Below are 23,785 nucleotides of genomic sequence, written 5' to 3'. Positions count from 1 at the left end.
CCCGGACAGCGACATCCATCGAACAAGCGCGGTGTACCCCCGGGGGGTAGGATGTCGACTCGGCAGGGTGACCGGTGAGGACGAGTGGAGCTCATGAGGACTCGGACAGCTCGCAGCGGCGGCATAGCCGTCCGCTGGGCGTACGGGGTGTTCCTCACCCTGTCCGTGGCGCTGGCCGTACTCGTTCACCATGAGACATCCGTGAGCGCGGTCTCGCCGATGCGGGGTGCCGCCCATGCCGTCCACGCGACGGAGGCGGGGACCTCGCACTCGCACCACGCCCTGGCCTCCTCCAGGCACAGCGCCGACGCCGGTGGCTGCGCCATGCCGGGCATGCAGCACTGCACCACGGCGAGCGTCGACTCCGTACAGCTCGCGCCGCCCTGCCGGAGCGCGTGCGACCTGTCGGCGGACCTGCGGCAGGCCGCGGTCGGCCGCGCACCCGGTGCTACGGTCGGCCGCTCCCCGCCAGACCTGTCCGTCCTGTCTCAACTGCGCATATAGGCCGCGCCGGACGGCGCGCGATGTGCCGTCCCTCCGTGACCACATCGGCAGTTACGACACAGAGGACACCCACACGATGAACAGCACCAACCGCCGCTCCGTCCTGCTCGCCGGGCTCGGAGCCGCAGGCGCAGGAGCACTCGCCGCCTGCACCCATGCGAGTGGCTCCGGGAGCGGCACCGCCCTGATCAGCCCCGACGCCTCGGCGGTCGCCGCCACCGAGAAGAAGCGCAAGAGCACCGGACACCAGCGGAAGGTCACCCTGACGGCCGCACCCGCCATGATCGACCTGGGCGGCGGCGTCATGCCCAAGACCTGGGCCTTCGACGGCCGCACCCCCGGCGGGGAGGTCCGGCTCTCCGTGGGCGACACCCTGGTCGCCGAGCTGTCCAACCAACTCCCGAACAAGACCACCACGTCGATCCACTGGCACGGCATCGCACTGCGCAACGACATGGACGGCGTGCCCCCGGCGACCCAGACCGCCGTCCGGGCCGGGTCCACCTTCACGTACCGCTTCCTCGCCGACGCCCCGGGCACGTACTTCTTCCACCCGCACGTCGGCGTCCAGCTCGACCGCGGCCTGTACGCCCCGCTGATCGTCGAGGACCCCAAGGAGACACTCGCGTACGACGACGAGTGGGTCGTCCTCCTCGACGACTGGGTCGACGGCGTCACCGGCACCCCCGACGAGGTCTTCGCCGAGCTCAGGCAGGGCATGGGCGGGATGGACATGGGGGAGAGCGCAGGCTCCAGCTCCAGCGGCATGCAGGGCCACGACATGGGGGACATGGGCGGGATGGACATGGGCGGGGACTCGGCATCCGCCGCGGCCTCCGCCTCCTCGTCCGGCGGCATGTCGATGAAGTTCATGCTCATGGGCGCCGAGAGCGACCTGCTCGGCGGCGACGCCGGCGACGTGAAATACCCCTACCACCTGATCAACGGCCGGGTGGCGGCCGACCCGGACGTCTACACCGGCAAGCCCGGCAGGAAGGTACGGCTGCGGATCATCAACGCGGGCGGGGACACCGCCTACCGCGTCGCCCTCGGCGACCACAAACTGACCATCACCCACACCGACGGCTTCCCGGTCCGCCACCAGGAGGTGGACGCTCTGCTGGTCGGCATGGGCGAGCGGTACGACGTCCTCGTCACCCTTGGCGACGGCGTCTTCCCGCTCGTCGCCCTGGCCGAGGGCAAGAACGCCAACGGTCTGGCGTTGGTGCGCACGGGCTCGGGGAGCAAGCCGCCCGCGACAGTCCGCCCGAAGGAACTCAACGGCATGATCATGACGGCGTCCCAGCTGCGCGCCGCCGACGACGTGCTCCTGAAGTCCGCCAAGACGGACGCAACGCACCAGATCAAGCTCACCGGCGGCATGCACAAGTACAACTGGGCCATCAACGGCAGGCCCTTTGACATGAAGGACCCCGAGGCGAACCCCATCGTCATCGAGGAGGGCCAGCGCGTACGGCTCGACTTCATCAACGGCACCGACATGTGGCACCCGATGCACCTGCACGGCCACACGTACCAACTCGGCGCCGTGGGGCCGCGCAAGGACACCGCGATCGTGCTGCCCAAGAAGAAGCTGTCCGTGTTCTTCGACGCCGACAACCCTGGCCAGTGGATGCTGCACTGCCACAACGCGTACCACGGTGAGGCCGGGATGATGGCGAACGTGGCATACCGAGGCTGACCGCACGCATGCCGGAGGGCGAAGGGTTGCTCCAGCCCTCCGGCATGTGCACGACCCCGATGACACGCGGAGAGTTGGGCGTCGTACGGCCGCTCAGTAGAAAGCCGAAGTGCCATGCCCGCTCTCGGCATCAGTGGCCTTGTCCGTCCTCCGCGTGACCGGCTTCTCCTCGGTGCTGCCACCGTGCTGTCGCCGGTCACGGTGAAGCCCATGAAGTCGTCCTTGCGCTCGCCGACGACCTTGGGCTCCTGCGCTTCGGCAACCGTGTGGAGGCCGTTGTGGGTCGCGACGTACACACGTTCGTCGTCCGAGTCGACGCCCAGGCCGTGCACGTGGGACAGCGCCGTCGACCACTCCGAGGCTGCGACCATCGTGGCGGAGGGCCCGCTTCCGCAGGCGGCGAGGCCGAGAGCGGCGAGTGCGACGCGGGCCGTCTGGCGTTTTGCGGTTACGGAAAATCCTCGGGTCGTACGGGCGTTGGCGCTCAGGGCCTGCTCGCGGCGCGGGGCGCGTGGATGGTCTTGCCGTTCGGAACCCCACTCGTAGGGTTTGCCGAGCTGGGCGTACGCGAACTCGACGGCGGTCCTGCCGCGGTCGCCGGCCGGGCCGTTGTAGCTGGCCGGTGTGTCGCTGCTGCCCGAGGCGGCGTCCGTGCGCTCCTGGGCGGCCTCCATCCTGGTGCTGCTCGGCGGTGAGGCTGTTGAGGAGCTTGCGGGCCTCTCTGAGCTTGCCCTGGACCACGTCCTTCTTCTGACCGGCCTTGGTGCGCGCCTGCTCAAGGGCCTTCAGCTGCTGGGGCGGGGGCCGCGTTCACGCCTTCGCCTGTCGTCCTACGCTCCGCAGGGCCTTGCGTAGGGCGGCGACCTCTTCCTCGGACATGTTCTCCACGAAGTGGACCAGCGCGGCCGGACGGTCCTTGCTTTCCTCCAGGCCGTCCTCCATGAGGGCGGCGGCATACGCCTCGCGACTGCGGACCGGGGTGTAGACCCAGGCGCGGCGCTGCTTCTCGCGCAGCAGCCAGCCCTTCGTGTACAGGATGTTGGTGACGGTCATCACTGTGGTGTACGCGACAGGCCGCGTCTCGTTGATGTCGTCGACGACCTCACGCACCGTCGTCGGCCGGTTCCACGTCCAGAGGCGATCCATGATCTCTGCCTCGAGATCCCCCAGTCGCCGCATGCCCCTGACTTCCTCTCGCCACCGAATACGCAAGGCCATGGTAGGCGGCCATGTCGGTTCTGTTTCCCGGGGTGATAGGCGGCCTCCTCGCTCCGGGAGGACGCCCATTGCCCTGGGCCGTGCCGGTGGGCGCAGCGGTCAGGCGGCCGGGGGTGACGGTGTCAGGGCAGATAGTCGGCGACCAGCCGTGCGAATTCGTGTGGTGCGGCGAGGCGGATGCCGAGGGTTTCCGCCTTGGCCCGCTTGGAGCCGGCGCCTTCGCCGGCGACAACGAGGGAGGTCTTCTTGGAGACGCTGGAGGAGGACTTGCCGCCGGCCCGCTCGATGAGCTCGTTCATCTGGTTGCGGCTGAGGTTTTCCAGGGGCCCGGTCATCGCGCCGGTGACGACGACCGTCATACCCGTAAGCGGACGGTCGTCCGGGGCGTCGGCCGGTGTGGCCAGGTCGTCGTCAGCCCCCGGCGGGGGAGTGGCGCCGGGTTCGGTCATGTTCACCCCTGCCGCGGCGAGTCTGTCGATGAGCTCCGTGAGTTCGGCGAGTTCGGCGACGATGGAGGGGGCCTTCTCCGGGCCGATGCCCTCGACCTGCTGCAGGGCCTCGGCGTCGGCTGCACGGATGTTGTCCATGGTGGCGAAGTGGCGGGCGATACGGCGGGACATGGAGCGGCCGGTGCCGCGTACGCCGAGCGCGCACAGCACCCGCGACAGTGGCCGGGTCCGGGCCGTGGCGAGGGCGGCGAGCAGGTTGTCGGTGCTCGTCTCGCCCATCCTCTCCAGTGCCAGAAGCTGCTCACGGGTCAGGGCGAACAGGTCGGCCAGATCCGCGACCAGGCCGGCTTCGACGAGCTGCACCACGCGGGTGGCGCCCAGGCCCTCGATGTCGAGCTGGTCGCGGCCGGCGGCGTAGGAGAGGGAGGCCACCAGATGGCAGTTACGGCCCTGTTCGCACCGCCAGCGCTCCTGGCGGGTGTCGATGGCGGAGCCGCACCGGGGGCACCTGTCGGGGAACACAATGGGCTGCTCGTCGCCGGTGCGCAGGTGGGCGACCGGTGCCTCGATGCGGGGGATGACATCGCCGGCGCGGTGGACCATGACGTGATCACCCAGCCGCAGGTCACGGCGGGTGATGTCGGCCGGGTTGTGCAGCGTCGCGTAGGTGATGGTGGCGCCCTCGATCTCCACCGGCTCCAGGACGCCGCGCGGGGCGATGATCCCGGTGCGGCCCACGTTCCACTCCACCGCCACCAGGCGGGTGATCTTCTCCACGGCGGGGAGCTTGTACGCGATAGCCCAGCGGGGCGCGCGCGACCCGGAACCGGCGGCTCGCTGGTCGGCGGCCAGGTCGGCCTTGATGACGATGCCGTCGATCCCGAAGGGCAGCTCGGCGCGCAGCGCGGCGATCTCCCGCACGCGCTCCAGGACCTCGTCCACGGTCGCGGCCGTGACGGTGGGCACCGCGGTGGCGTCGGCGGTGTGCACTCCCAGCCGGGCGGCCAGAGCCATCAGCTCGCTGTGGGCGAGCGCGTCCAGCCGTTCGGCGAGCCCGGCGTCGGTGTCCGGCAGGGGCAGCAGGCCGTAACCGAAGAACGTCATCGGCACCGTGTACGCCCGGTCCTTGGCCCGCAGCGTGCCCGCGGACGCGCCGCGCGGGTTGGCGAACGGCTGCCCGCCGTGCGCGGTGCGCACCTCGTTGGCGTGCTCGAACTGGGCCGTCGTCATGAGGACTTCGCCGCGCACCTCCACGGTGACCGGCTGGTCCAGCTTCTCCGGCAGCCCTTCGAGGGTGCCGATCGCGTGCGAGACGTCCTCCCCGGCGATCCCGTCGCCGCGGGTGATCAGCCGGGTCAGGCGCCCTTGGGTGTAGCGGGCCGCGACGGCGAGACCGTCGAGCTTGGCCTCCACACTGAAGCGTTCCGCCTCGTGCCCGATCCGGCGGGCCAGCGAGGCCGTCCACGCGGTGAACTGCTCGGGCGAGAACACGTTGTCCAGGCTCAGCATCGCCACCGTGTGCGGCACATCGCCCTCGACCGCGCCGCCGGCGACCTTGCCCGTGGGGGAGTGCGGCAGCACCTGGTCGGGGTGCGTGTCCTCCCACACGGCGATGCCGCGCACCAACTGGTCGTAGGCGTCGTCGTCGAGTGGAGAGGTGCCGTCCGTGTAGTAGGCGGCCGCGGCCGCCACGACGTCCTCGACGGCCTGCGCGTAGGCAGCGGCGTCCACGATCTGCGCAACTGGTGTGGTCATGCAGTCATCCTGCACTCCACCACTGACAACACCACTGGCTGGCCGATCGTTTCAGAGTGGTTGCGGACAGAAGCCCCTCGGCGTCCTCAGAGGTACGGGGGAGTGCCTCGTGGACACCGACGCACCGCGACGCCAGCCAGGTGCAGATGGCGCTGCGGATAGCGGATGCGATCACGAAGTCGGCGGCGGCTTCGCGGTAGAGCGGTCAGGCGCTGCCGGGGCCGGCCGCCGCGAGCGCCTTCGCTGCCACACGTCGCAGCGAAGGGGCGGTGAGCCAGAGGTTCGTCCCGCCGGCCAGGTACGCCACGGCACGGCCCACCCAGTCCGAGTCGCCGAGAAGATGCGGAGTGCCCTCGGCGACCAGGTGTCGTAGCAGGTACTCCAACCGGAGGGCGTCCACAGCCCGGTACGGGCGCGCGTGCCGGTCGAAGCCCATCTGGTCGTCCTCATACGAGTGACGCAGCGTCATGTGCAACCAGCCGCCGTTGCGTCCGGCGACCGTTCCCTTCAGCGTGTATACGCCCTTGTCGTTGATGTTCCAGGAGTGCTTGCCCCAGGTGATGCGGATGCCGCTCACGATCCTGGACCATGGGATCAGCCGTCCGTCGGAGTCCGGCTCGCGTTGGAAGAGCCCATCTGGACGGAACTCCACCCAACGGCCGCCCGCTCGTGTCCGGTCGCCAACTACCCAGTGGTCGCTGGCCCGTTCCAGTGGCCCCAGGAAAGTACCGTCATCCACCACGCAGGCATTGAATCACGCATACTTCGATTCTTTGCGCGAATTCGGCGGACGTGCACGGGTGCGTCGGAGCCTCACCACACCGCGACTGGGCTACCTGTTCACAGGCCGAGCCGCACCGGGCCGGCCGGAACCCCAGAGGTGAGCAATGTCGTCAAGGGTGCTCCAAGGCCGCGCGGTGAGAACAGGTCGGGACCGTCATAGGAAGCGATCTCGTCAGGGTGCCACCACCTCGGACCGCTGACGTTCTCTGCGGCCAGATGGTCGTCTGTCAGCGTCCCGCGGGGACTGACACGGACGGTGCGTACAAGGAAGTAGTCGTTGACGACCCCGTCGTAGCCCTCGGCGGCAACGCAGGAATTCTGGATGGGCAGCAAAGTGCCAGCGGCAGGATTGCGTTGACTCCGGAAATCCGGACTGGTTGAGAAGTGTCCCCGTAACCATCGGCACCACCTCCCGAGAGTTCGTCGCCTCCTGCGGCGGGAGGCCTCAGTCATGGTGCTTCCGGAGCCCTCCGACGCATTGCTGGACGGCTCGCCCGTGGGTCGGTAGGCCACTCGACGCCGAAAGGGATCGACTAGTGGGCGGAGTTGCGTGAGTCGCCCTCCCAGATGGAGATCCGCGTCGCAATCTTCGCCAATGTCCTCGAACTGGATGCGCAGGGAGAACCGGTCAACGAGAAGCACGCGGAGTGCCGGGCTGCAACCTGGCTCAACCGATACTGCACGGGGGAGCTGCACCCGGGGGAGCCGGACATCGAGCCGTGGGAATGCCAACTTCACTGACCGTTGACGTGATGTCATTCGAGTGGCCGGGACGGGCATCTGACCAGCCGTCATTTCCCCCAGATCTTTCGGTACGCCTCCCGGTAGCCCGACGGGTCCCAGGTGGTGGCGCCTTGGCTGTTGGCGGCTGTGGCGATGTGCACCGGCGCCACGTATCCGCTGTGGGGGCGGCCGGAGAAGGCGCGGTTGAACTCGTCGACGATCTGCCAGCCCTGGAGGGACAGCGGCTCGGGCACGGTGGCGGCCTGGTACTGCCTGCTGTTCACGCGTTGGAAGGCGGACGGGTCGCCGTCGCCGGCCCCGATGTTGAAGGGTGGGCCGGAGCCCTTCTCGCCGGCGGCGCGGAAGGCGGGGGCGGCGTCGGCGAAGTACAGGTCGTTGATGGCCACGGAGTGGGTCCAGCGGTCCTGGAAGCGGGACAGCAGGGAGGAGATCTGCTGGGGGGTGCGGACGCTGGCGTCGGGGATCGGGATGTTCTCCACCGAGAGCAGCCGTACCCCCTGACAGCGTGCCAGCTCCTTGCGGATCAGGTCGGACTTGTTCCGCGCGAAGGGGATCGAGGCGTCGGTGATGAGCACGACCCCGGCGCGGCCGTCGGAGTCGAAGATGATCCACTGCGCACTGATCCGGGCCACCTCCTGGACGCGGGTGGTGACGTTGGTGAAAAGGTCGGGTTGCCGGCTGGGGCCGGGCTCGGGGACGGCGTGCCAGCCGACGAGCGGGATGCCCTGTGCGTTGGCCCGGGCGGTCTGCTGGGCCGTCGAGTCGGGGTCGAACCCGCCGATGACGATGCCCGAGGGCCGCAGGGCCACGGCTTCGCTCATGGCCGCCTGGATGCCGGCCGGGGTGCCGCCGCCGTCGATCACCCGGACGTTCCAGCCGATGACCCGCGCGGCGTTCCGTACCCCGTCGGCGGCGCCCGCGACGCCGGGGTTGGTCATGGTCTGGGCGACGTAGACGATCGTCCGGTTGGACACCGCCTCGGGGCCGCTGGTGGGCCCTGCCCAGGGGATGTCGTTTTGCTGCGCCCGCGTGACGGCTTGCTGAGCCCGGGCGTGGACGGCGGGGCAGCCGTTCGAGCCTGTCGCGGTTTCTTCCGAGCTGTTGGAGGAACCGCGCTCGCAGCCGACGAGGGCGGCGGCTGTGGCCAGCAGGGCGCAGGAGGCGAGCCGCGCGGTGCGGGCTGCGGGGGCGGCCTTGTGGGTGCGGTGCACGGGAACTCCAGTGAGGGGAGTGAGGGGATCGACGCGGCGGGCGTGCCGAGGGGTCAGGGCGGTAACGTCCCGCTCCCCGGCGCCGGAGAGGAAGGGGCCGGGGGCGGCGAGGCGGGTGTGTCGCGGGCCGCGCCGCCGCGCAGCCGCCGACGGGCCGCGTAGCCGGCCAGGCCCACGGCGATGAGGAGGGTGCCGCCGTTGAACAGCGGGACCGTCCAGAACTCGGCGCCCAGCTGGCCGATGCCGGTGAGGCCGACGGCGAGGACGGCGACGGCGACGACGGTGCCGAGGGCGTTGGGCCGGCCGGGCTTGATCGCCGTGGAGCCGAGGAGGGCGCCGACGAAGGCGGGCAGCAGGTAGTCCAGGCCCACGCTCGGGTTGCCGATCTGCTGCTGGGCGGCGAGCAGCACGCCGGCGAGACCGACGATCAGGCCCGAGGCGGCGAATGCGTAGACGGTGTACCTGCGGGTCGGAATGCCCACGAGGTCGGCCGCGCGCGGGTTCGAGCCGACGACGTACAGGTACCGGCCGAGCGGCAGCCGCTCCAGCACCAGCCAGAGGACGGCCGCGAGGGCGAGCACGTAGAAGGCGGGGACCGGGAGGCCGAGGAACGAGGAGTCGTAGAGGTCGGTGAACGCGGGCGGCAGGCCCTGTGGGCCGGCGACGATCCGGCCACCGTCGGTGATCCAGCCGGTCACGGCGTACATCATGCTGCCGGTGCCGAGGGTGGCGATGAAGGAGTCGATCCGTCCGAACTCGACGATGACGCCGTTGAGGACGCCCGCGGCCAGTCCTCCGGCCAGCACGGTGAGACAGGCGAGCGGCCAGGGCCAGCTCTGCTCGACGACGAGCCACAGCACCATCACATGGGCCAGTCCGAGGCCGTAGCCGATGGAGAGGTCGAACGCGCCGGTCACGATGGGCACCATGGCGGCGAGCGCCAGGATCGCCGGGATCGACTGGTTGGACAGGATGGAGTCGACGGTGTCCCGCGTGGGGAAGGTGTCCGGCAGCGCGAGGGAGAAGACCAGGTAGAGCAGGGCGGTGAGGACGAGCAGGCCGTAGGCGCCGACGAGGTGGCCGCCGGGACGGTGCCGGGGTGGCGGCGTCATGCGTGCCGGGCCGTGGACGGGGGCAGGGCCGAGGCCGCCCGGGTGAGTCCGGCGACGGTCAGTGCGGGGCCGCTCAGCTGCGCCGTCACGGTCCCGCGCACGAAGACCAGCGTGCGTCGGCAAAGGCTCGCCACCTCCTCGAAGTCGGTGGACAGCAGCAGGACCGCGAGGCCCGCCTCCAGCGCCTCCTGGAGCAGCCGGTGGATCGCGGCCTTGGCGCCGACGTCGACGCTCGCGGTCGGCTCCTCCAGGATCAGCAGCCGCAGGTCCGACCGCAGCCAGCGGCCGATCATGACCTTCTGCTGGTTGCCGCCGGACAGCGTGGCGATGGGGATCTCGGTGTCCCGGGGGCGCACGGCGAACCGTTCGATCAGGGCCGCGGCCCGGGCCCGTTCGCTGCGGGGGCCGATCCAGCGCGGTGCGGGCAGGCCTCCGGCGCCGGGATTGGCCAAGAGGTTCTCCCGTACGGTCAGCTCGGCGAGGCAGCCCTCCCGCAGCCGGTCGCCCGGCACGAGGCCGACCCCGAGGGCGACGGCCTGGGCGACCGTGCGGGGGCGGTAAGGCCGCCCGTGCAGCACGGCCCGCCCGTCCAGGAGGGGCTGGGCGCCGGCGAGGGCGCGGCCCAGGTCCATGTGCCCGGCTCCGGACAGGCCGACCAGTCCGAGGACCTCTCCGGCCCTCAGGTCGAGGCTGACGGGGCCGGTGCCGGCGGTGCGTACGCCGTCGAGGGTCAGGGCGGGCGGCGCGTCGGCCGGGGCTCGGGCGGTGCGGTGGAGGGGTGGTTCGTCCGCCTCGCCGACGATGTCGTGGACCAGCCGGGCCGGGCTGTGGCCGGCCAGCGGGCCGTGGCTGACGAGACGGCCGTCGCGCAGGACGGCGAAGGCGTCGGCTACCTGGTAGACCTCGTCCAGGCGGTGGCTGACGTAGAGGATGGCGTGCCCTCGGTCGCGCAGGTCGTGCAGGACGTGGAAGAGCCGGGCGCTGTCCGCGGCGGGCAGGCGGGCGGTCGGCTCGTCGAGGACGACGATCCGTGCGTGGGCCGCCAGCGCCCGGGCGATGGCGAGCAGCGAGCGGTCGGCCGGCGCGAGTGCGGAGACCGGGGCGCCGGGGTCGAGTGGGGTGGAGACGATCCGCAGGGCGTCGGCGCAGCGCTCGCGGGTGTGTCGCCAGGAGATCAGACCGGACCGGCGCGCGTACCCGGCGGTCAGGGCGAGGTTCTCGGCGACCGTCATCCATTCCACGAGCCCGAGGTCCTGGTGGATGAAGGACATGCTCCGGGTGGCGGTCGGGCTGCCGAGGGGTTCCCCGGCGACGGTGATCTGTCCTGCGTCGGCGTCGTGGACTCCGGCGAGGATCTTGATGAGGGTTGACTTCCCCGCGCCGTTGGGCCCGAGCAGGGCGAGGACGCTGCCGGGGTGGACGTCCAGGCCGACCTCGGCCAGCGCGACGGTGCCGCCGAACCGTTTGCTGAGCCCGCGGATACGGACCAGGGGTTCGGGCCCGAAGGGCGAAGCCGCCTTCGCCGGCATGTCGGGAGCATCGCACACCCGATCAAACTACAGCATTTCGGGCGCCACTCGGATCGGCGCGGCGCCGATGGGGCGCCCTCCTGGACGGGGAACCGGACGGGCAACAGGACGGGAAAGGAGGTCGGCACGGGGCCGGTCGCCTCGTCACGCGGCGTCGAGTTCGCATTCGGCCCAGATGACCTTGCCCTCCGGCAGGTAGCGCGTGCCCCAGCTCTGCGAGAGCTGCGCGACGAGGAACAGGCCGCGGCCGCCCTCGTCGGTACTGGCCGCGCGACGCAGGTGCGGGGCGGTGTTGCTGGCGTCGGAGACCTCGCAGATCAGGGTTCGGCCGTAGAGCAGCCGTACCCGGATGGGCTCGGCGCCGTGCCGGATGGCGTTGGTGATCAGCTCGCTGAGGATCAGCTCCGCGGCGAACGCGGCCTCGTCGAGTCCCCGGTCGGACAGCCACCGCATGGCGGACGCCCGGACCTCGCCGACGAGGGCCGGGTCGGCGGACATCTCCCAGGCGGCGATCCGGTCGGGGTCCAGGGCGTGGACGCGGGCGACGAGCAGGGCGATGTCGTCGTGCGGGTGCGCGGGTGCGACGGTGTCCAGGACCGCCCGGCAGGTCTCCTCGGGGGCCCGCTCGGGGCGGGCCAGGGCCTCGCGCAGCTGCTCCAGGACCACGTCGACGTCACGGTGGCGGTCCTCGATGAGGCCGTCGGTGTACATGACCAGCTGGCTGCCCGCGGGGAGGTCGACCTCGGCGGCGTCGAAGGGCAGGCCTCCGAGGCCGAGCGGGGGCCCGGCGGGGAGCTCGGGGTAGGTCACGGTGCCGTCGGGGTGGACGAGCGCGGGCGGTGGGTGCCCGGCGCGGGCCATCAGGCACCGCTGCGAGGTCGGATCGTAGATGGCGTAGAGGCAGGTCGCGCCGATGACGCCGGGGCCCTTGCCGTCCGGGTCCTCCCGGTCCAGGCGGCCCACGAGGTTGTCCAGGTGGGTGAGGACCTCCTCCGGCGGGAAGTCGAGCTCGGCGAAGCTGCGGGCGGCGGTGCGCAGGCGGCCCATGGTGGCCGCGGAGAGCATGCCGTGGCCGACGACGTCGCCGACGAGGAGCCCGACGCGGGAGCCGGACAGGGGGATGACGTCGTACCAGTCGCCGCCCACGTCGGACTCGGCGGGCAGGTAGCGATGGGCGACCTCGACGGCGTCCTGGTCGGGCAGGCCGTGGGGGAGGAGCCGGCGCTGGAGGGCCAGGACCATGCTGCGTTCGTGGGTGTAGCGCCGGGCGTTGTCGATGGACAGGGCGGCGCGGGAGGCGAGTTCCTGGGCCAGGGAGCGGTCGTCGTCCCCGAAGGAGTCACCGGATCGGTAGAAGCTGGCGATGCCGAGGAGGACACCGCGGGCGAGCAGCGGGACCGCGATGAGGGAGTGGACGTGGGTCAGCAGGTGCGCGGTGTGCTCGGGGTCCTGGACGAGCCAGCCCGCGGCGGCCTTCAGGTCCGGCTCCAGCACGGCCTCACCGCTGGTGAGGCAGCGCAGCTGGGGCGCGGTCGGGCCGAAGTCGATGCGCGTGCCGGGCGGGGTGAAGGGCAGGCCCCCACGGATGCCGTGGAGAACCGTACGACGCAGGTCGGCGAGGGGATCGGCGGGCTCCTCGCCGCGCAGCACGGCGTCGGGCAGGTCGATGGTGACGAAGTCGGCCAGTCCGGGGACCGCGGTCTCGGCCAGTTCCTCGGCGGTGCGGCGCACATCCAGGGTGGTGCCGATGCGGGTACTGGCCTCGGACAGCAGCTCCAGACGTCGGCGGGCGGCCAGGGCGTAGGCCCCGACGTGCGGCTCCCCCAGCATCACCAGCGCGCGGGCCGGGAACGCGGCCTCGGAGTGCTCATCCGCCGGGCCCCGGTCTCCGCCGGCCACGAGGGGCGTGTCGGGCTCGGAAGCGTTCTGGCCCCCGCGGACCGTAAGGGCCGCGCCGGGCTCGGTGGCGCCCTGATTCCCGCCGATCGTGCCGGGCTCGCCGGGCCGGTGGTGACCACCGGCCGCTTCCGGCTCGCCGGAACCCCGGTCGCTGTCGCCCGCGACCGGGCCGACGGCGCGCCCGTCGCCCGCCGCCGAGAGGCTCGCGCCGGGCTCGGCGGTCGCGTGCGGCCCGGCCGGGCCTGCGTCTCCGTCGGCCGTGATGACCGGGCCGGGGACCACGGCGAGGTGGCCGGGCGGCAAGATGATCGCCGGGCGCGCGGCCGAGAGCGGGACGGCGAGGGCGGGAAGCTCGTCCGTCTGGTGGCGTAGGGCAAGCGGCTGCCCGACCGGGGCGCCCGGCAGTACGGCCTCGATGGCGATGCCCCGCACCCCGGAACTGCTCGTCACCGGACGGCTCACGAGGGTCACCCGCCGGCCATCGGGAAGGGGCACCTCGACGGCACCCCGCTGCGCGCCGGAGATCAGCTCGGCGGCCTTCTCCCTCAGGATCGCCTCGTCACGGGAACGGAACTCGTTCGCCAGCGCGTCCATCGCCACGCCGCGCTGCGGACCGCCGGTTCCGGTCCCGGCGGCCAAGTACGTCCGCAGCAGAGCACCCTCGTGCGCGGAACTCTGCGCCAGCAGCCGCCGTTCGATGCCCTCCGCCGCCCTGCGGATCGCGACGCCCAGGACAGGCCGCTCGAAACCGCGCGGATAGCCGAGGCACAGGACGCCCTCGATGCGTCCGCTGAGCGGGTCCCGAACGGGCAGCGCGACGCAGGCGCTCTGCTGGGAGCGCTCCGCGAAGTGTTCGGCGCCGTAGACGCGGATGAGCTGCCGCTCCGCCAGTGCCAGCCCGATGCCATTGGTGCCGGCGACCTGCTCGGCGAACACGAACCCGGGCACGACCTGGATGGCCGGCAGGCTCCTGGTCATCGACGGGTCCCCGAAGCGGCGCAGCAGCACCGTCCCGTTCGCGTCGGCGACGGAGATGTTGACCTGGCTCCCGGCGAACGTGGCCTGCAGCCGGTCGAGCACCGGCACGGCCGCCCGGACGATACGGCCGCCCGGGTCGAAATCCTCCCGGTAGGGCAAGTCGAGCGTGTCCGGAGACAGGCCCAAGGAGCGGGAGCGCTGCCACGAGTTCAGGATGGACGGCCGTACGCCCTCCGCGACCGGCTCCCCTTGGAGGAACAGCTCACGCGGACTGGCGGGCCCCGTGCCGTCCGTCGCACGTCCCGTCGGCTTGAGTTCCTCGCCGGACCGAACCACGCTTCGCCTCACTTGCGCCCGCGACAATCCGCTGCTCGGAAGAGAGTCTGGCATTGATGAGGATACGGGCATTACGGTCACGCGTCACGGAGTGCCCGTGCCACATGGCCCGGTGACGGGCGGACGCGGCTGGCGGGCGGCACTCAGCCCAGGAGACTCAGAGGCGCTGGCGCATGTCGGGGTGGTGTCCTGATCCGGGACATGCCTGTGGGCTCCGGATACATCCGGAGCCCACAGGCATGTTGTCGCTGGGCGGTTACCAGCGATACCAGCGGCCCTTGCGGCCGCCGGTGCCGGCCGAGCGCATGACGAAGCCCAGCAGCCAGACGACCAGCACGATGACCGCGAGCCACCACAGTGCCTTCAGCGCGAAACCCGCGCCGAAGAGGATCAGAGCCAGCAGAAGAACGACAAGCAGGGGAACCATGGTTATCAACCTCCGTCGCTCCTCGTGCCCGGCGAATGCAAGAACACACGGTCGATTTCCCTGGTTTCTTCACTGCTCATCCGGGCACTGGACTCGGTTTCTCCACGGCGTTCACGTCACCGTCGGGACCGAGTTGAACGCAGAGGTGGCCGCTGTTCGGAGTCCTCCGTCGGCGCACGAGCGACGAGCCCGCGGGTCTGCTGCGCCCCACCCGATCGGCGCAGCCTGGTGTCCGGATGGCGGGGCACTGGCACGGTTGGCCCCGGGGTGTGTTCTTCCTGCCGCGCCGCTGGGTCGGGCGGGACGGTGCCGCAGCCATCCCCGAGTCTGCTGCGGCACCGCGGCTCTTCGCCGTCCCGTGGGCGGCGAAGAGCCGCGGTCACCGTGTCCTCGCCGAGTGCGCTCACTGATGGGGTTCAAGGCGGCGACGCGATCGTGCGCCGATATCGTGCCCCGATGCTACGGCGAACACGTATACGGCCCATTGCCCAGTCCTCACGGGACATGTGCGGCATAGTGCCGGGTACCCGCAGGCGTGTGAACGGGGGGAACAAGGGTGGACCCGACGGAATCAGTCCGCGATGGTGAGGGCAGCGTGATGCCCGGTGCCTTTCCGGTTCAGGACACCGTTGCCCTGGACGGTGACGGATCCTGCATCGCCGAGGCACGCCACCGGGCGGTGGATTTCCTTGCCCGTGTCCAGACCGAGCACGGCATGCCAGTGTCCGCACGCGTGATGGACCTGACGCAGCTGGTGGTCAGCGAGCTGGTCACCAACGCCCGCAAGTACGCTCCCGGGCCGGTGCTGATGGAGCTGCGGATCGTCGGCGCCGTGGTCGAAGTGGTCGTCTGGGACAGCGATCCGGTGCTGCCGGTGGCCCGGGCTGCCGATGCGGGAAGGGTCGGGCAGCACGGCCTGGAGATTGTCATGGCCGTCGCGCAGGGCTTCGAAGTGCAGCGGGAGCCGGTCGGCAAACGCATCACGGCCCGCATCGCCCTGCCGGACGACCTGGACGGTGCCCTCGCAGGACGCCGCCCTCAGTAGTGGCCGACCTTTCCCCTGCCCCCACTGGCTTTCCCCCCGGCCTGCGCGGTTCGGTTCGGCGACGGCGTGGGAGTCCCCTTGCAACCACTGGCAGACCGAGAGGACGGGGGAGTGGGTGCAGGATGTGGGGGTAGGCGCTGCGTCGTCGGCCGTTTCGGCTGGCCGCGGCGGCGGGAACGACCTGGGAGGGGAACAGGATGGCGCCCATGAGCATCGCGGCAGCACAGACGCGGACGGTCGAGCTGCCGGAGGTCGCAGATCCGTCCCGGCTGGCGCCCAAGGACGCGCGCGAACTTTCGAAGCTGATCTTCCAGTGAACTGGTAGGTGGGCCGCCTGGCGCGACGGCCGTTGGCTGAAACCGGTGCTCGGACCACGAAGTTCATGGCCGGGAACGGGGGCTCGCTTCGGCAAGGTGCCTGCCCGAACGTCTCGGTGGCCGTCAGGGCCGGATGTTCTCCAGATCCTCCAGGAGGCTGGGGTGCTTGGGCTGCCGGCCGAGCGCCTGCCGGGTGTACGTGCTGGACGAGGGCTGGTCGCTCGCGAAGATCTGGCCGAGGGGGCCGAAGGTCTCCGCCGGTACCGACTCGACCGGCAGGCCCAGCCGTCGGCCGATGACCGTGGCGATGTGTCGACAAGCGACATCCCAGGCCGTCTCCGCGTGTCGGACGCAGCGGGCAGGCCGGGCAGGCCACGGTTCCGCTGTACGGTTTCCAGCCCCCGGTCGGTACTCCGTACGGCCTGGAGGTGAGCACGTCGAGGACTTCTTCGCCGAGCATGACGACTGGCCGTGGAATGCGCCCCGTCCGGGCCGTGCCACCTTCCACTACCTGATCCACGTCACCGAGGGTGAGCTGCTCCACGATGTCGACCACGTCACGCGGACCCTCGCCCGAGGCCGGTGGCTGTGGGTGCGTCCCGGGCACGCGCAGTGCTGGCATCCGCCGGGCAGCGGGCGCGGCTTGTTCATCCTGTTCGAGTCGGACGTGCTGACGTCCGACGCCGCCCGCCTGCTGGCCCCGCTCACCGCGCACGAGGCGCCCGCCGTTCGGCTGAGGCCGGACCTGGTGCGCAGCCGACGACCGACACGCAGACCGACGCCTACAAGCGGGCGATCGCGGCGGTGCAGGCCGCGTACGGGCGGGGGTAACAGGGGGGAGGGCCCGACGCCACTGTCGTGACCACGAGAGGTCATGCAGCCTTCCACCGGGTCTTTGGCCCTCAGCCCCCACACGGGTCCTGAAGGGTCCGATGTGAAGAGCCGTGTCCTGGAGGCCATCGATCACCCCTTGGGAAGCGGGGACCCACGCGCACGGTGGCTTGCTCCACGTCGATCACTGGGAACTGCACACATCGAACCGGCCTTTCCTCGCCGTCGATGAGCGCGGTCACTGAGACGCCGTGTGCTGCAGCCAGCGCTGCAGGGTGGTGTTGATGCTGGAGGGCAGGGCGCTGAGCTGGTCGATGGCGTCGCGGTCCTCGGGCCGGGGCGGGATACCGGCGGCGGTCAGCACGGCGTGCAGGGCCAGGCGGTGCTGGTCGCGGGGGTCGATGAGGATGCTGAGTCGCTCGGAGGGGTTGGGCGGCGGCAGCAGGTAGTCCATGTCCTGCCAGGCTGCGGCTGGAGGCCAGGCGCTCTCCGCCGGATCGGCGGCGTAGGGGTCGACGAAGGCCTGCGGCGTGTGGTGTTCAAGGTCGATGGTCACGTCGTTCTCCTCCAGCAGTGGGTGGATGTGCAAGGGGAGAGCCCGACACGGCCACCTGCGGTTGCGGTTGCCGCGTGATGTCACGCCGATGGCGTCATCGGCGGCTCATCGTCTTCTCCGACCAACACAGCGGCAAGCCGGCCGCGCGTGACCAGCCGCTCGTAGACACGGGCAGCGGCCGAGCGCCGTTACGCACTTTCGCGCGACGGTCGCGCAGCTACTGGGGGTGGCGCGTCCCGGAGGTCACGACTGGGAAGGCGCATTCTGCAACGGGACTCTGCTGCCCAAAACATTCCTCGGCCCGGCGTGATCGGGACCTTCGTGGACATCGGCCTGACCGTCGGAGGCTTCGTCGATGCTGCGTTGTTTCCCGTTCGGAGTGTGGATTGGCCAGCGGAAGGCACTGTCGGTGAGTTCGAGACCTGGTGGGCCGACAGCCGACAGCCGATCCGGCTGAAGCCGGCCGATTCTCGGTGTCCCTCAATGAGTGGCGGGTCGTGCTCGGTCCTGATGGGCCGTCGGCCAGCCGCTCATGAGGTCTGGTGAGGCGGCCGACTGCCTCGGTGCGAGTCGACCGGGCACTTCCGACCGGGCTCGCTGCTTGCATCGCGGTAGGAGTCGGTTCCGGCCATGAAGGTGGTCCAGGCGGCGATTCGTCATTCGGTGGACTGGGTGCAGCCGGCCCGCCACGCGCCGCCCGTCCTGGCCCCGCAACCCCGAACTCCCGCACTCCAGGACGCACGGCGCCCAGAGAGCCTGTTACGCACTTTCGGGTGACGGCCCGCCAGGGGCTGGGGTGGCGAACTGCGGCGATCGCGGGCGAGTGGCCAAGGCGCATACCGGTCGGTGATCTGGCGTGGCGTCAACTTGGTGCGTTCGCCGCATAAATGGACAATGCATCCAAGAGTCACAGCAATGTGGATGACCAGTAACGGACCGTCCGTATTGCGTTCACAACCTGCACAGCACGGCCATGGTGTGGATGTGCGGCCGACCGGCCGCCACCCGCACACCGCACCAGCCCGTTCCGCCGCCCCGCAAGGGGCCGGGACCAGGGCGGGTGCCCGTACAGCCTGGGGGCCTTGTGTCTTCTTCCACGGTGACCGCCCGTCGTCTGTCCGCCGCCGCGCTCGCGGCCGCCGCGATCGTCGGGGCGGTGGCGCTGCCGGCATCGGCGGCCGACCACGCCCGGCCCGACCGGACGAAGGTCGAGATCAGCGCGGTCCAGTACGACTCACCCGGCCGGGACGACCGCTCGCGGCGCTCCCTGAACAAGGAATGGGTGGAGCTCATCAACACCTCCCGCCGCACCGTCAACCTCGACGGCTGGACCCTGAAGAACGAGGACGGCGACACCTACACCTTCGACCACTACCGCCTCGAGGGCCGCGCCACGGTCCGCATCCACACCGGCAGGGGCCACGACACCGACAGCGACCTCTACATGGACCGCCACAACGAGGTGTGGGACAACCACTCCGACACCGCCACCCTGCGCAACGACCACGACCGCTTCATCGACAACGCATCCTGGGGCCACCACCGCCACGGCGGTCACGACGGTCGCCACCATGGCGGTGGCCACCACCACTGACCCGCCTTCCCGCACCTGCGGCACGGGGTGACGCCGCAGGTGTGACGGGATGTGGCCCCGGACGGTTCGCCCGGATGCTGGTCGGTTGATTCCGGGGCCCAACGTCACGTCGGCCTTCGAGACCTGGTTGTGGTCTTGAAGGCCGACGTTGTCGTGCGGGGTGTCTGCGGATGTCGATGCGGCCGAAGGGACCGCGGGGAGCCAGGCGGGGACGGTGCGGGTGGCCCGGGCCGCGTCCCCGAAGGGCAGTCTTGCGATCCGGTTGCGGGACGGAGGAACGATCGAGGGTCCGCGAGCCGTCGCCTGATGCGACACAGCCACCGGCTGGTGGCTGCCCTGTATCCGTCGTCAGGGTGCGAGGTCTTGCGTGGTGTCCGCAGGGGGTGCGTTCCCGGCAGGCTCCGAGGGGGGAAAGAGCCAGTTCTCGAAGGCGTCGAGGGCGAAGAGAGCGGCCATCATCAGGAGGGGCAGCGCGAGCGCGAGCACGATCACAGGACCTCCCTTGGCTGTGGGCCTTGGTCTGAGGAAGTGACCGGACTTCAGGATGCGTCCGAATGGCTGATGCCGCACGTTGGCCCCCGCCCGGGCCGTCGGCGGGACAAGAGCCCGGTCTCCGGGGGGCACCGGTTGGACCCGTCAGGCTCGGGCACTCGGGGCACGGCCGACGGGCAACCCGGTCCGGGCAGTCCCTTGGAGGTATCCGTGGCCGTTCGCCATCGTCTGATCAAAGTCAGCCCGAGCGCGGTGTGGGCCGTCCTCGCCGACGGCCACCGCTACGCGGAGTGGGTGGTGGGAACCTCCCATTCCGAGCCGGTTCGCGGGCAGTGGCCGCACAAGGACGCGGCAATCCGCTTCCAGGTCCCGCTCGGCCCGCTCAAGCTGGTCAACGAGACGGTCGTACGCCGCTGCGAGGAAGGCGAGGGCCTGGAGCTGGAGGCCCACGCCGGACCGTTGGGCACTGCACGCATCGCGATAGAACTGCGGCCGTGGGGCGAGCACTGCCTGGTGATCGTGGACGAGCACCCCCTCCAGGGGGCGGGCGGCCGGCTGCACAACGTCGGCTTCGAAGCGCTGATCCAGATGCGCCACCGCACCATGCTGGCCCGCCTCGCCCGGCTGTGCGAGAACGAGGTGCGAGAGGCCCGCGGGGCTCCGCGACCGGCGTCGGTGAAGGGCGCGGCGGGAGCCGGGCATGCCTGACGCCGTGGTGATCGGGGCGGGCCCCAACGGCCTGGTCGCCGCCAACGTGCTCGCGGACGCCGGGTGGAGCGTCGACGTGCTGGAGGAGCAGCCGGAGCCGGGCGGCGCCGTCCGCCACGACCACGGCGTCGATGCCGCCTACGTCAGCGACGTCTTCAGCGCCTTCTACCCGCTCGCGGCCGCCTCTCCGGTCCTGACCGCGCTGCGCCTGGACCGGTACGGGCTGCGCTGGAGCCACGCACCCAGCGTGCTCGCCCACCCGCTCACCGACGGCAGCTGCGCCCTCCTGGACCGTGACATCGACACCACCGCCGCGTCCCTGGACGCCTTCGCACCGGGCGACGGGGCCGCCTGGCGGCACCTGCACGATGTCTGGGAGTCCCTGCGCCCCGACATCCTGGACGCCCTGTTCACCCCCTTCCCGCCCGTGCGCGCGACGGCACGGCTGGCCCGGCGGCTGCGGGCCGCGGGCGGACTGCGCATGGCACGCACCTTGGTGCTGCCGGTACGCCGTATGGGTGAAGAGGAGTTCCGCGGCCAGGGCGGCCGGCTGCTGCTGGCCGGCAACGCCCTGCACGCCGATCTCGCCCCCGAGTCGGCGGGCAGCGGCGGCTTCGGCTGGCTGATGGGCATGCTGGGACAGACGTACGGCTTCCCGGTCCCCGTCGGCGGCTCCGGGGCCCTGACCGGGGCCCTGACCCGACGCCTGCAGGCTCACGGCGGGCGGATCCGCTGCGGGCAGCGCGTCGAGCGGATCGTCGTCCGCGGCGGGCGGGCCGTCGGCGTGCGGACGGCGGCCGGTGACGCGGTGGTGGCGCGCCGGGCGGTGCTGGCGGACGTGTCCGTGCCCGCCCTGTACGGCGATCTCCTCGACCCCGAGCACCTGCCCGCGCAGCTTCAGGAGGACCTGCGCCGGTTCCAGTGGGACCTCGCCACCTTCAAGGTCGACTGGGCGCTGGACGGCCCGGTGCCCTGGCAGGCCGAGCAGGCGTCCCGGGCGGGCACCGTGCACCTCGCCGACGGCCTGGACGAGCTCACTCGTTTCGCCGCGCAGATCGCCCTGCGGGAGGTACCGGAACGGCCCTTCCTGCTGTTCGGCCAGATGACCACCGCTGACGCCACCCGCTCCCCGCAGGGCACCGAATCGGCCTGGGCCTACACGCACATCCCCCACGAGATCGGCGCCGACGCCGGCGACGAGGGCATCACCGGTCGCTGGGACAGCAAGGACCAGGAACTCATGGCCGACCGGGTCGAACGCCAGGTGGAACGCTTTGCCCCCGGCTTCCGCTCCCTGGTCCGCGCCCGCCGCATCCTGGCACCCCCGACCCTCGAGTCCCTCGACGCCAATCTGCGCGGCGGAGCCATCAACGGAGGCACGTCCGCGATCCATCAGCAGCTCGTCTTCCGCCCGGCCCCCGGCACCGGGCGCCCCGAGACCGCCGTCCCCGGCCTCTTCCTGGCCTCCGCCGGGGCCCACCCGGGCGGCGGCGTCCACGGCGCACCGGGCGCCAACGCCGCCCGGGCCGTACTGCACCGCCACCGGCCACCCGGTCTGGCCCGCGCCCAACGGCTGCTGACTCGCCGCGACCGCACCGGAACCAGCCGCTGACGCCAAGGAGCACCCGGGAACCACCTCCAGGAAGCCCCCGACAGCCCCAAACGTCCGGACGGACCCGACCGCAACCACCGGTGGCCGCCCTGGGCCGACGACAAGGCCGTCCAAGCTCTCGGCGCGCCGTCCAATGCCCGGAGACGACCGAGCGGGCCAGAGGCAGTCTGTACGCGTTCCACCAGCTGACCGGAGGCGCCGACCCGGAGCGGGACCGTGCCGCCCGGCTGCTGCGCGAAGCCAGTTACACCGAATGGGCCGAGAAGGTCCGCGTGGAGATCCTGGCGGCAACGTCATCCCGCGGCGGCGGAGCTCGCACAGGGCCGCGAACGCGCGTACGAGGCGGAGGTGAAGGAGGACTGCCGCACCCCCGGCCACCCCGACCACGCCGCGTGCCCACCGGGCCCGGAGACCTGAGGCGCATCCGAACACCCCGTCGGCACGGACCCGAGAGACGGCGGGGGCAGCGCAGCGGTCGGCCGGAGGGTGCCCGGCCGGGAGGATCAGGACGCCGCCGCGTCACGGTCGTCGCCGTCGGGTCGGAAGGACACCACTTCTTGCCCGTCCGGGTGCCGACCACGAGGGCATGCAGCGGGACGTCCAAGAGCAACAGGTCGAGCCCGGTCCTGAGGATCACGGCGGAAACCGACTGCACCGCTGGGGCAGCCCGACGCGGGCCGGCTTTATTCGGTTGCCGCGCCCCGTGTCCGACCCTCACCATGGGCGAGCCACCGGGAGCTGCCCGGTGCTCCACGAGAGGAGGCTCGACCGTGACCACGACTGTCCTCGGCCTGCCCGCAGACCGCCTCTCTCTCGCCTCATGGAGCACCTCCAGCGATGTCTCACGACGATCTCTCGCAGCACCCTCAGCACCCGGAATTTCCTGACGCCTTCAGCACCGACGCCAACCGCTACGTCCCGCCCTCGGACGACCTGGGCGACATCGACGACCGGTTCGTCTTCGACTTCCGTGCCTACGACGACCTCGCCGACGGCCAGCGCTGGTCGACCTGGCTCAGTGTCGAACCCCTCTGCCGAGGCCCCGAGCCGCTCCCGGACTGGGTGGTGACCTCGCAGGGAGCGATCGACACCGAGCTCGGCGTCCTGAAAACCGGCAAGGAGGCCGACGTCCACCTCGTCGAACGCGCCGACCCGCTCGACCCCTCCGGTGGCGTGGTCATGGCGGCCAAGCGTTACCGCTCTCCCGAGCACCGGTCCTTCCACCGCGCCGCCTCCTATACCGAGGGCCGTTCGATGAAGCGCTCACGTGACGAGCGGGCTATCAAGCGGAAGAGCACCTTCGGCCGGCAGGTCGCGGCCGGTGAGTGGGCGGTGTCCGAGTGGGGTGCGCTGGTGCGGCTGTGGAATCTCGGGCTGCCGGTTCCCTACCCGGTCCAGATCGACGGCACCGAGATCCTGATGGAGTGGATCACCGTCGTCGACGAGGACGGCGCCGTCGCGACCGCGCCCCGGCTCGCCCAGACTCGCCCCTCACGCGAGCTGCTGGTGGCGTACTTCGAGCAGCTCACCGATGCGCTGGCGACGATGGTCCAGAGCGGCGTCGTGCACGGCGACCTGTCGGCGTACAACATCCTGGCGGCGGGCGAGCGGCTGGTCATCATCGACCTGCCACAGATCGTCGATCTGGTCGGCAACCTCAACGGGATGACCTTCCTCCAGCGGGACTGCGCCAACATCTGCGGCTGGTTCCGCTCGCGGGGCCTTGAGGTCGACGAACACGCGCTGTTCGCGGAGCTGATGGCGCACGCCTTCTGAACCGGGCGGGTCAGGCCCGTTTCTGACGGCTCATGAACTGTCCTTGGGCGGTTATGAGCGAGCCCGGCGCGACAGTCAGCGCCTCACGAGCCGCTTGTGTGATGTCGGCTGGCGGTCACTGTCCGGAGCGCGCGACGGCCGGCGTCAGGGGCGATGCGGGCGTTCGACGCCCGCACCGTCCACCGGCCGGCGGAGTGGGCGCGGCGC

The 23,785-nt window shown here is 71.2% G+C and carries 18 protein-coding genes; 8 read left to right on the top strand and 10 right to left on the bottom strand.

Annotated features, from left to right (window positions below; genetic code table 11):
- The first annotated feature begins 93 nt into the window (after nt 1–93).
- A complete protein-coding gene (locus OG841_RS00975) occupies nt 94–504 on the top strand; it encodes a hypothetical protein (RefSeq protein ID WP_328643280.1) in 411 nt (136 codons plus the stop codon).
- Nucleotides 505–580: 76 nt separating this feature from the next.
- Nucleotides 581–2,206, top strand: a complete 1,626-nt coding sequence (locus OG841_RS00970; protein WP_328643281.1) for a multicopper oxidase family protein — start codon at nt 581–583, stop codon at nt 2,204–2,206.
- 810 nt (nt 2,207–3,016) lie between these two features.
- Here the strand turns inward: OG841_RS00970 and OG841_RS00965 are convergent.
- From OG841_RS00965 to OG841_RS00955, 3 genes are all read right to left on the bottom strand, one after another.
- Nucleotides 3,017–3,385, bottom strand: a complete 369-nt coding sequence (locus OG841_RS00965; RefSeq protein WP_328643282.1) for a BlaI/MecI/CopY family transcriptional regulator — start codon at nt 3,383–3,385, stop codon at nt 3,017–3,019.
- Between the two features lie 161 nt (nt 3,386–3,546).
- Nucleotides 3,547–5,628, bottom strand: a complete 2,082-nt coding sequence (ligA, locus tag OG841_RS00960; RefSeq protein ID WP_371562601.1) for an NAD-dependent DNA ligase LigA — start codon at nt 5,626–5,628, stop codon at nt 3,547–3,549.
- Between the two features lie 205 nt (nt 5,629–5,833).
- Nucleotides 5,834–6,205: a hypothetical protein gene (locus OG841_RS00955; RefSeq protein ID WP_328643284.1), complete on the bottom strand. Its 372-nt coding sequence runs from the start codon at nt 6,203–6,205 to the stop codon at nt 5,834–5,836.
- Nucleotides 6,206–6,957: 752 nt separating this feature from the next.
- On the opposite strand from OG841_RS00955, the gene OG841_RS48600 reads away from it, so the two are divergent.
- Nucleotides 6,958–7,152: a DUF7677 family protein gene (locus tag OG841_RS48600; RefSeq protein WP_419184329.1), complete on the top strand. Its 195-nt coding sequence runs from the start codon at nt 6,958–6,960 to the stop codon at nt 7,150–7,152.
- Nucleotides 7,153–7,202: 50 nt separating this feature from the next.
- Here the strand turns inward: OG841_RS48600 and OG841_RS00950 are convergent, their stop codons facing one another.
- The 5 genes from OG841_RS00950 to OG841_RS00930 all read right to left on the bottom strand — a co-directional run bounded on the left by OG841_RS00950 (nt 7,203) and on the right by OG841_RS00930 (nt 14,647).
- Nucleotides 7,203–8,366: a substrate-binding domain-containing protein gene (locus tag OG841_RS00950; RefSeq protein WP_371562597.1), complete on the bottom strand. Its 1,164-nt coding sequence runs from the start codon at nt 8,364–8,366 to the stop codon at nt 7,203–7,205.
- Between the two features lie 53 nt (nt 8,367–8,419).
- Nucleotides 8,420–9,478 carry an ABC transporter permease gene (locus tag OG841_RS00945; RefSeq protein WP_371562594.1) on the bottom strand — a complete coding sequence of 353 codons (1,059 nt, stop codon included), beginning with the start codon at nt 9,476–9,478 and terminating at the stop codon, nt 8,420–8,422.
- Nucleotides 9,475–11,007: a sugar ABC transporter ATP-binding protein gene (locus tag OG841_RS00940; protein WP_371562591.1), complete on the bottom strand. Its 1,533-nt coding sequence runs from the start codon at nt 11,005–11,007 to the stop codon at nt 9,475–9,477. Before OG841_RS00940 ends, OG841_RS00945 begins: the two co-directional genes overlap by 4 nt.
- Nucleotides 11,008–11,151: 144 nt before the next feature.
- The gene (locus OG841_RS00935; protein ID WP_371562588.1) at nt 11,152–14,220 is read right to left on the bottom strand and encodes a SpoIIE family protein phosphatase; all 3,069 of its coding nucleotides are present in this window, start codon (nt 14,218–14,220) and stop codon (nt 11,152–11,154) included.
- A gap of 256 nt (nt 14,221–14,476) precedes the next feature.
- On the bottom strand, nt 14,477–14,647 hold the full coding sequence (locus tag OG841_RS00930; protein ID WP_057613752.1) for a hypothetical protein: 171 nt from the start codon (nt 14,645–14,647) through the stop codon (nt 14,477–14,479).
- A gap of 598 nt (nt 14,648–15,245) precedes the next feature.
- On the opposite strand from OG841_RS00930, the gene OG841_RS00925 reads away from it, so the two are divergent.
- The gene (locus OG841_RS00925; RefSeq protein WP_371570513.1) at nt 15,246–15,692 is read left to right on the top strand and encodes an ATP-binding protein; all 447 of its coding nucleotides are present in this window, start codon (nt 15,246–15,248) and stop codon (nt 15,690–15,692) included.
- Between the two features lie 1,386 nt (nt 15,693–17,078).
- On the opposite strand, the gene OG841_RS00915 is transcribed toward OG841_RS00925, so the two are convergent.
- Nucleotides 17,079–17,396, bottom strand: coding sequence for a hypothetical protein (locus OG841_RS00915; RefSeq protein ID WP_328643289.1), 318 nt, complete (start codon nt 17,394–17,396; stop codon nt 17,079–17,081).
- A gap of 1,099 nt (nt 17,397–18,495) precedes the next feature.
- Here OG841_RS00915 and OG841_RS00910 point away from each other — a divergent pair.
- The gene (locus OG841_RS00910; protein WP_371562583.1) at nt 18,496–18,990 is read left to right on the top strand and encodes a lamin tail domain-containing protein; all 495 of its coding nucleotides are present in this window, start codon (nt 18,496–18,498) and stop codon (nt 18,988–18,990) included.
- 348 nt (nt 18,991–19,338) lie between these two features.
- Here the strand turns inward: OG841_RS00910 and OG841_RS00905 are convergent, their stop codons facing one another.
- Nucleotides 19,339–19,482: a hypothetical protein gene (locus OG841_RS00905; protein ID WP_328643291.1), complete on the bottom strand. Its 144-nt coding sequence runs from the start codon at nt 19,480–19,482 to the stop codon at nt 19,339–19,341.
- Nucleotides 19,483–19,692: 210 nt separating this feature from the next.
- Here OG841_RS00905 and OG841_RS00900 point away from each other — a divergent pair, with 210 nt between their 5' ends.
- The 3 genes from OG841_RS00900 to OG841_RS00890 all read left to right on the top strand — a co-directional run bounded on the left by OG841_RS00900 (nt 19,693) and on the right by OG841_RS00890 (nt 23,578).
- The gene (locus OG841_RS00900; protein ID WP_328643292.1) at nt 19,693–20,190 is read left to right on the top strand and encodes an SRPBCC family protein; all 498 of its coding nucleotides are present in this window, start codon (nt 19,693–19,695) and stop codon (nt 20,188–20,190) included.
- A complete protein-coding gene (locus OG841_RS00895) occupies nt 20,183–21,802 on the top strand; it encodes a phytoene desaturase family protein (protein WP_371562579.1) in 1,620 nt (539 codons plus the stop codon). The genes OG841_RS00900 and OG841_RS00895 overlap by 8 nt, the downstream gene beginning before the upstream one ends.
- An 837-nt stretch (nt 21,803–22,639) precedes the next feature.
- Nucleotides 22,640–23,578, top strand: coding sequence for a serine protein kinase RIO (locus OG841_RS00890; RefSeq protein WP_371562575.1), 939 nt, complete (start codon nt 22,640–22,642; stop codon nt 23,576–23,578).
- Nucleotides 23,579–23,785 lie beyond the last annotated feature (207 nt).

The sequence above is a fragment of the Streptomyces canus genome, assembly GCF_041435015.1.
Classification (GTDB): Bacteria; Actinomycetota; Actinomycetes; order Streptomycetales; family Streptomycetaceae; genus Streptomyces; species Streptomyces canus_G.
The sequence above is the reverse complement of the archived record's forward strand: the minus strand, read 5'-3'. Positions and strand labels throughout refer to the sequence as shown.

What these genes read in the sequence shown, in the direction of transcription:
- OG841_RS00930 (WP_057613752.1), bottom strand. Translation starts at nt 14,647, where the DNA reads ATGGTTCCCCTGCTTGTCGTTCTTCTGCTGGCTCTGATCCTCTTCGGC.
- OG841_RS00975 (WP_328643280.1), top strand. Translation starts at nt 94, where the DNA reads ATGAGGACTCGGACAGCTCGCAGCGGCGGCATAGCCGTCCGCTGGGCG.
- OG841_RS00895 (WP_371562579.1), top strand. Translation starts at nt 20,183, where the DNA reads ATGCCTGACGCCGTGGTGATCGGGGCGGGCCCCAACGGCCTGGTCGCC.
- OG841_RS00890 (WP_371562575.1), top strand. Translation starts at nt 22,640, where the DNA reads ATGTCTCACGACGATCTCTCGCAGCACCCTCAGCACCCGGAATTTCCT.
- OG841_RS00965 (WP_328643282.1), bottom strand. Translation starts at nt 3,385, where the DNA reads ATGCGGCGACTGGGGGATCTCGAGGCAGAGATCATGGATCGCCTCTGG.
- OG841_RS00925 (WP_371570513.1), top strand. Translation starts at nt 15,246, where the DNA reads ATGCCCGGTGCCTTTCCGGTTCAGGACACCGTTGCCCTGGACGGTGAC.
- ligA (WP_371562601.1), bottom strand. Translation starts at nt 5,628, where the DNA reads ATGACCACACCAGTTGCGCAGATCGTGGACGCCGCTGCCTACGCGCAG.
- OG841_RS00940 (WP_371562591.1), bottom strand. Translation starts at nt 11,007, where the DNA reads ATGCCGGCGAAGGCGGCTTCGCCCTTCGGGCCCGAACCCCTGGTCCGT.
- OG841_RS00970 (WP_328643281.1), top strand. Translation starts at nt 581, where the DNA reads ATGAACAGCACCAACCGCCGCTCCGTCCTGCTCGCCGGGCTCGGAGCC.
- OG841_RS00945 (WP_371562594.1), bottom strand. Translation starts at nt 9,478, where the DNA reads ATGACGCCGCCACCCCGGCACCGTCCCGGCGGCCACCTCGTCGGCGCC.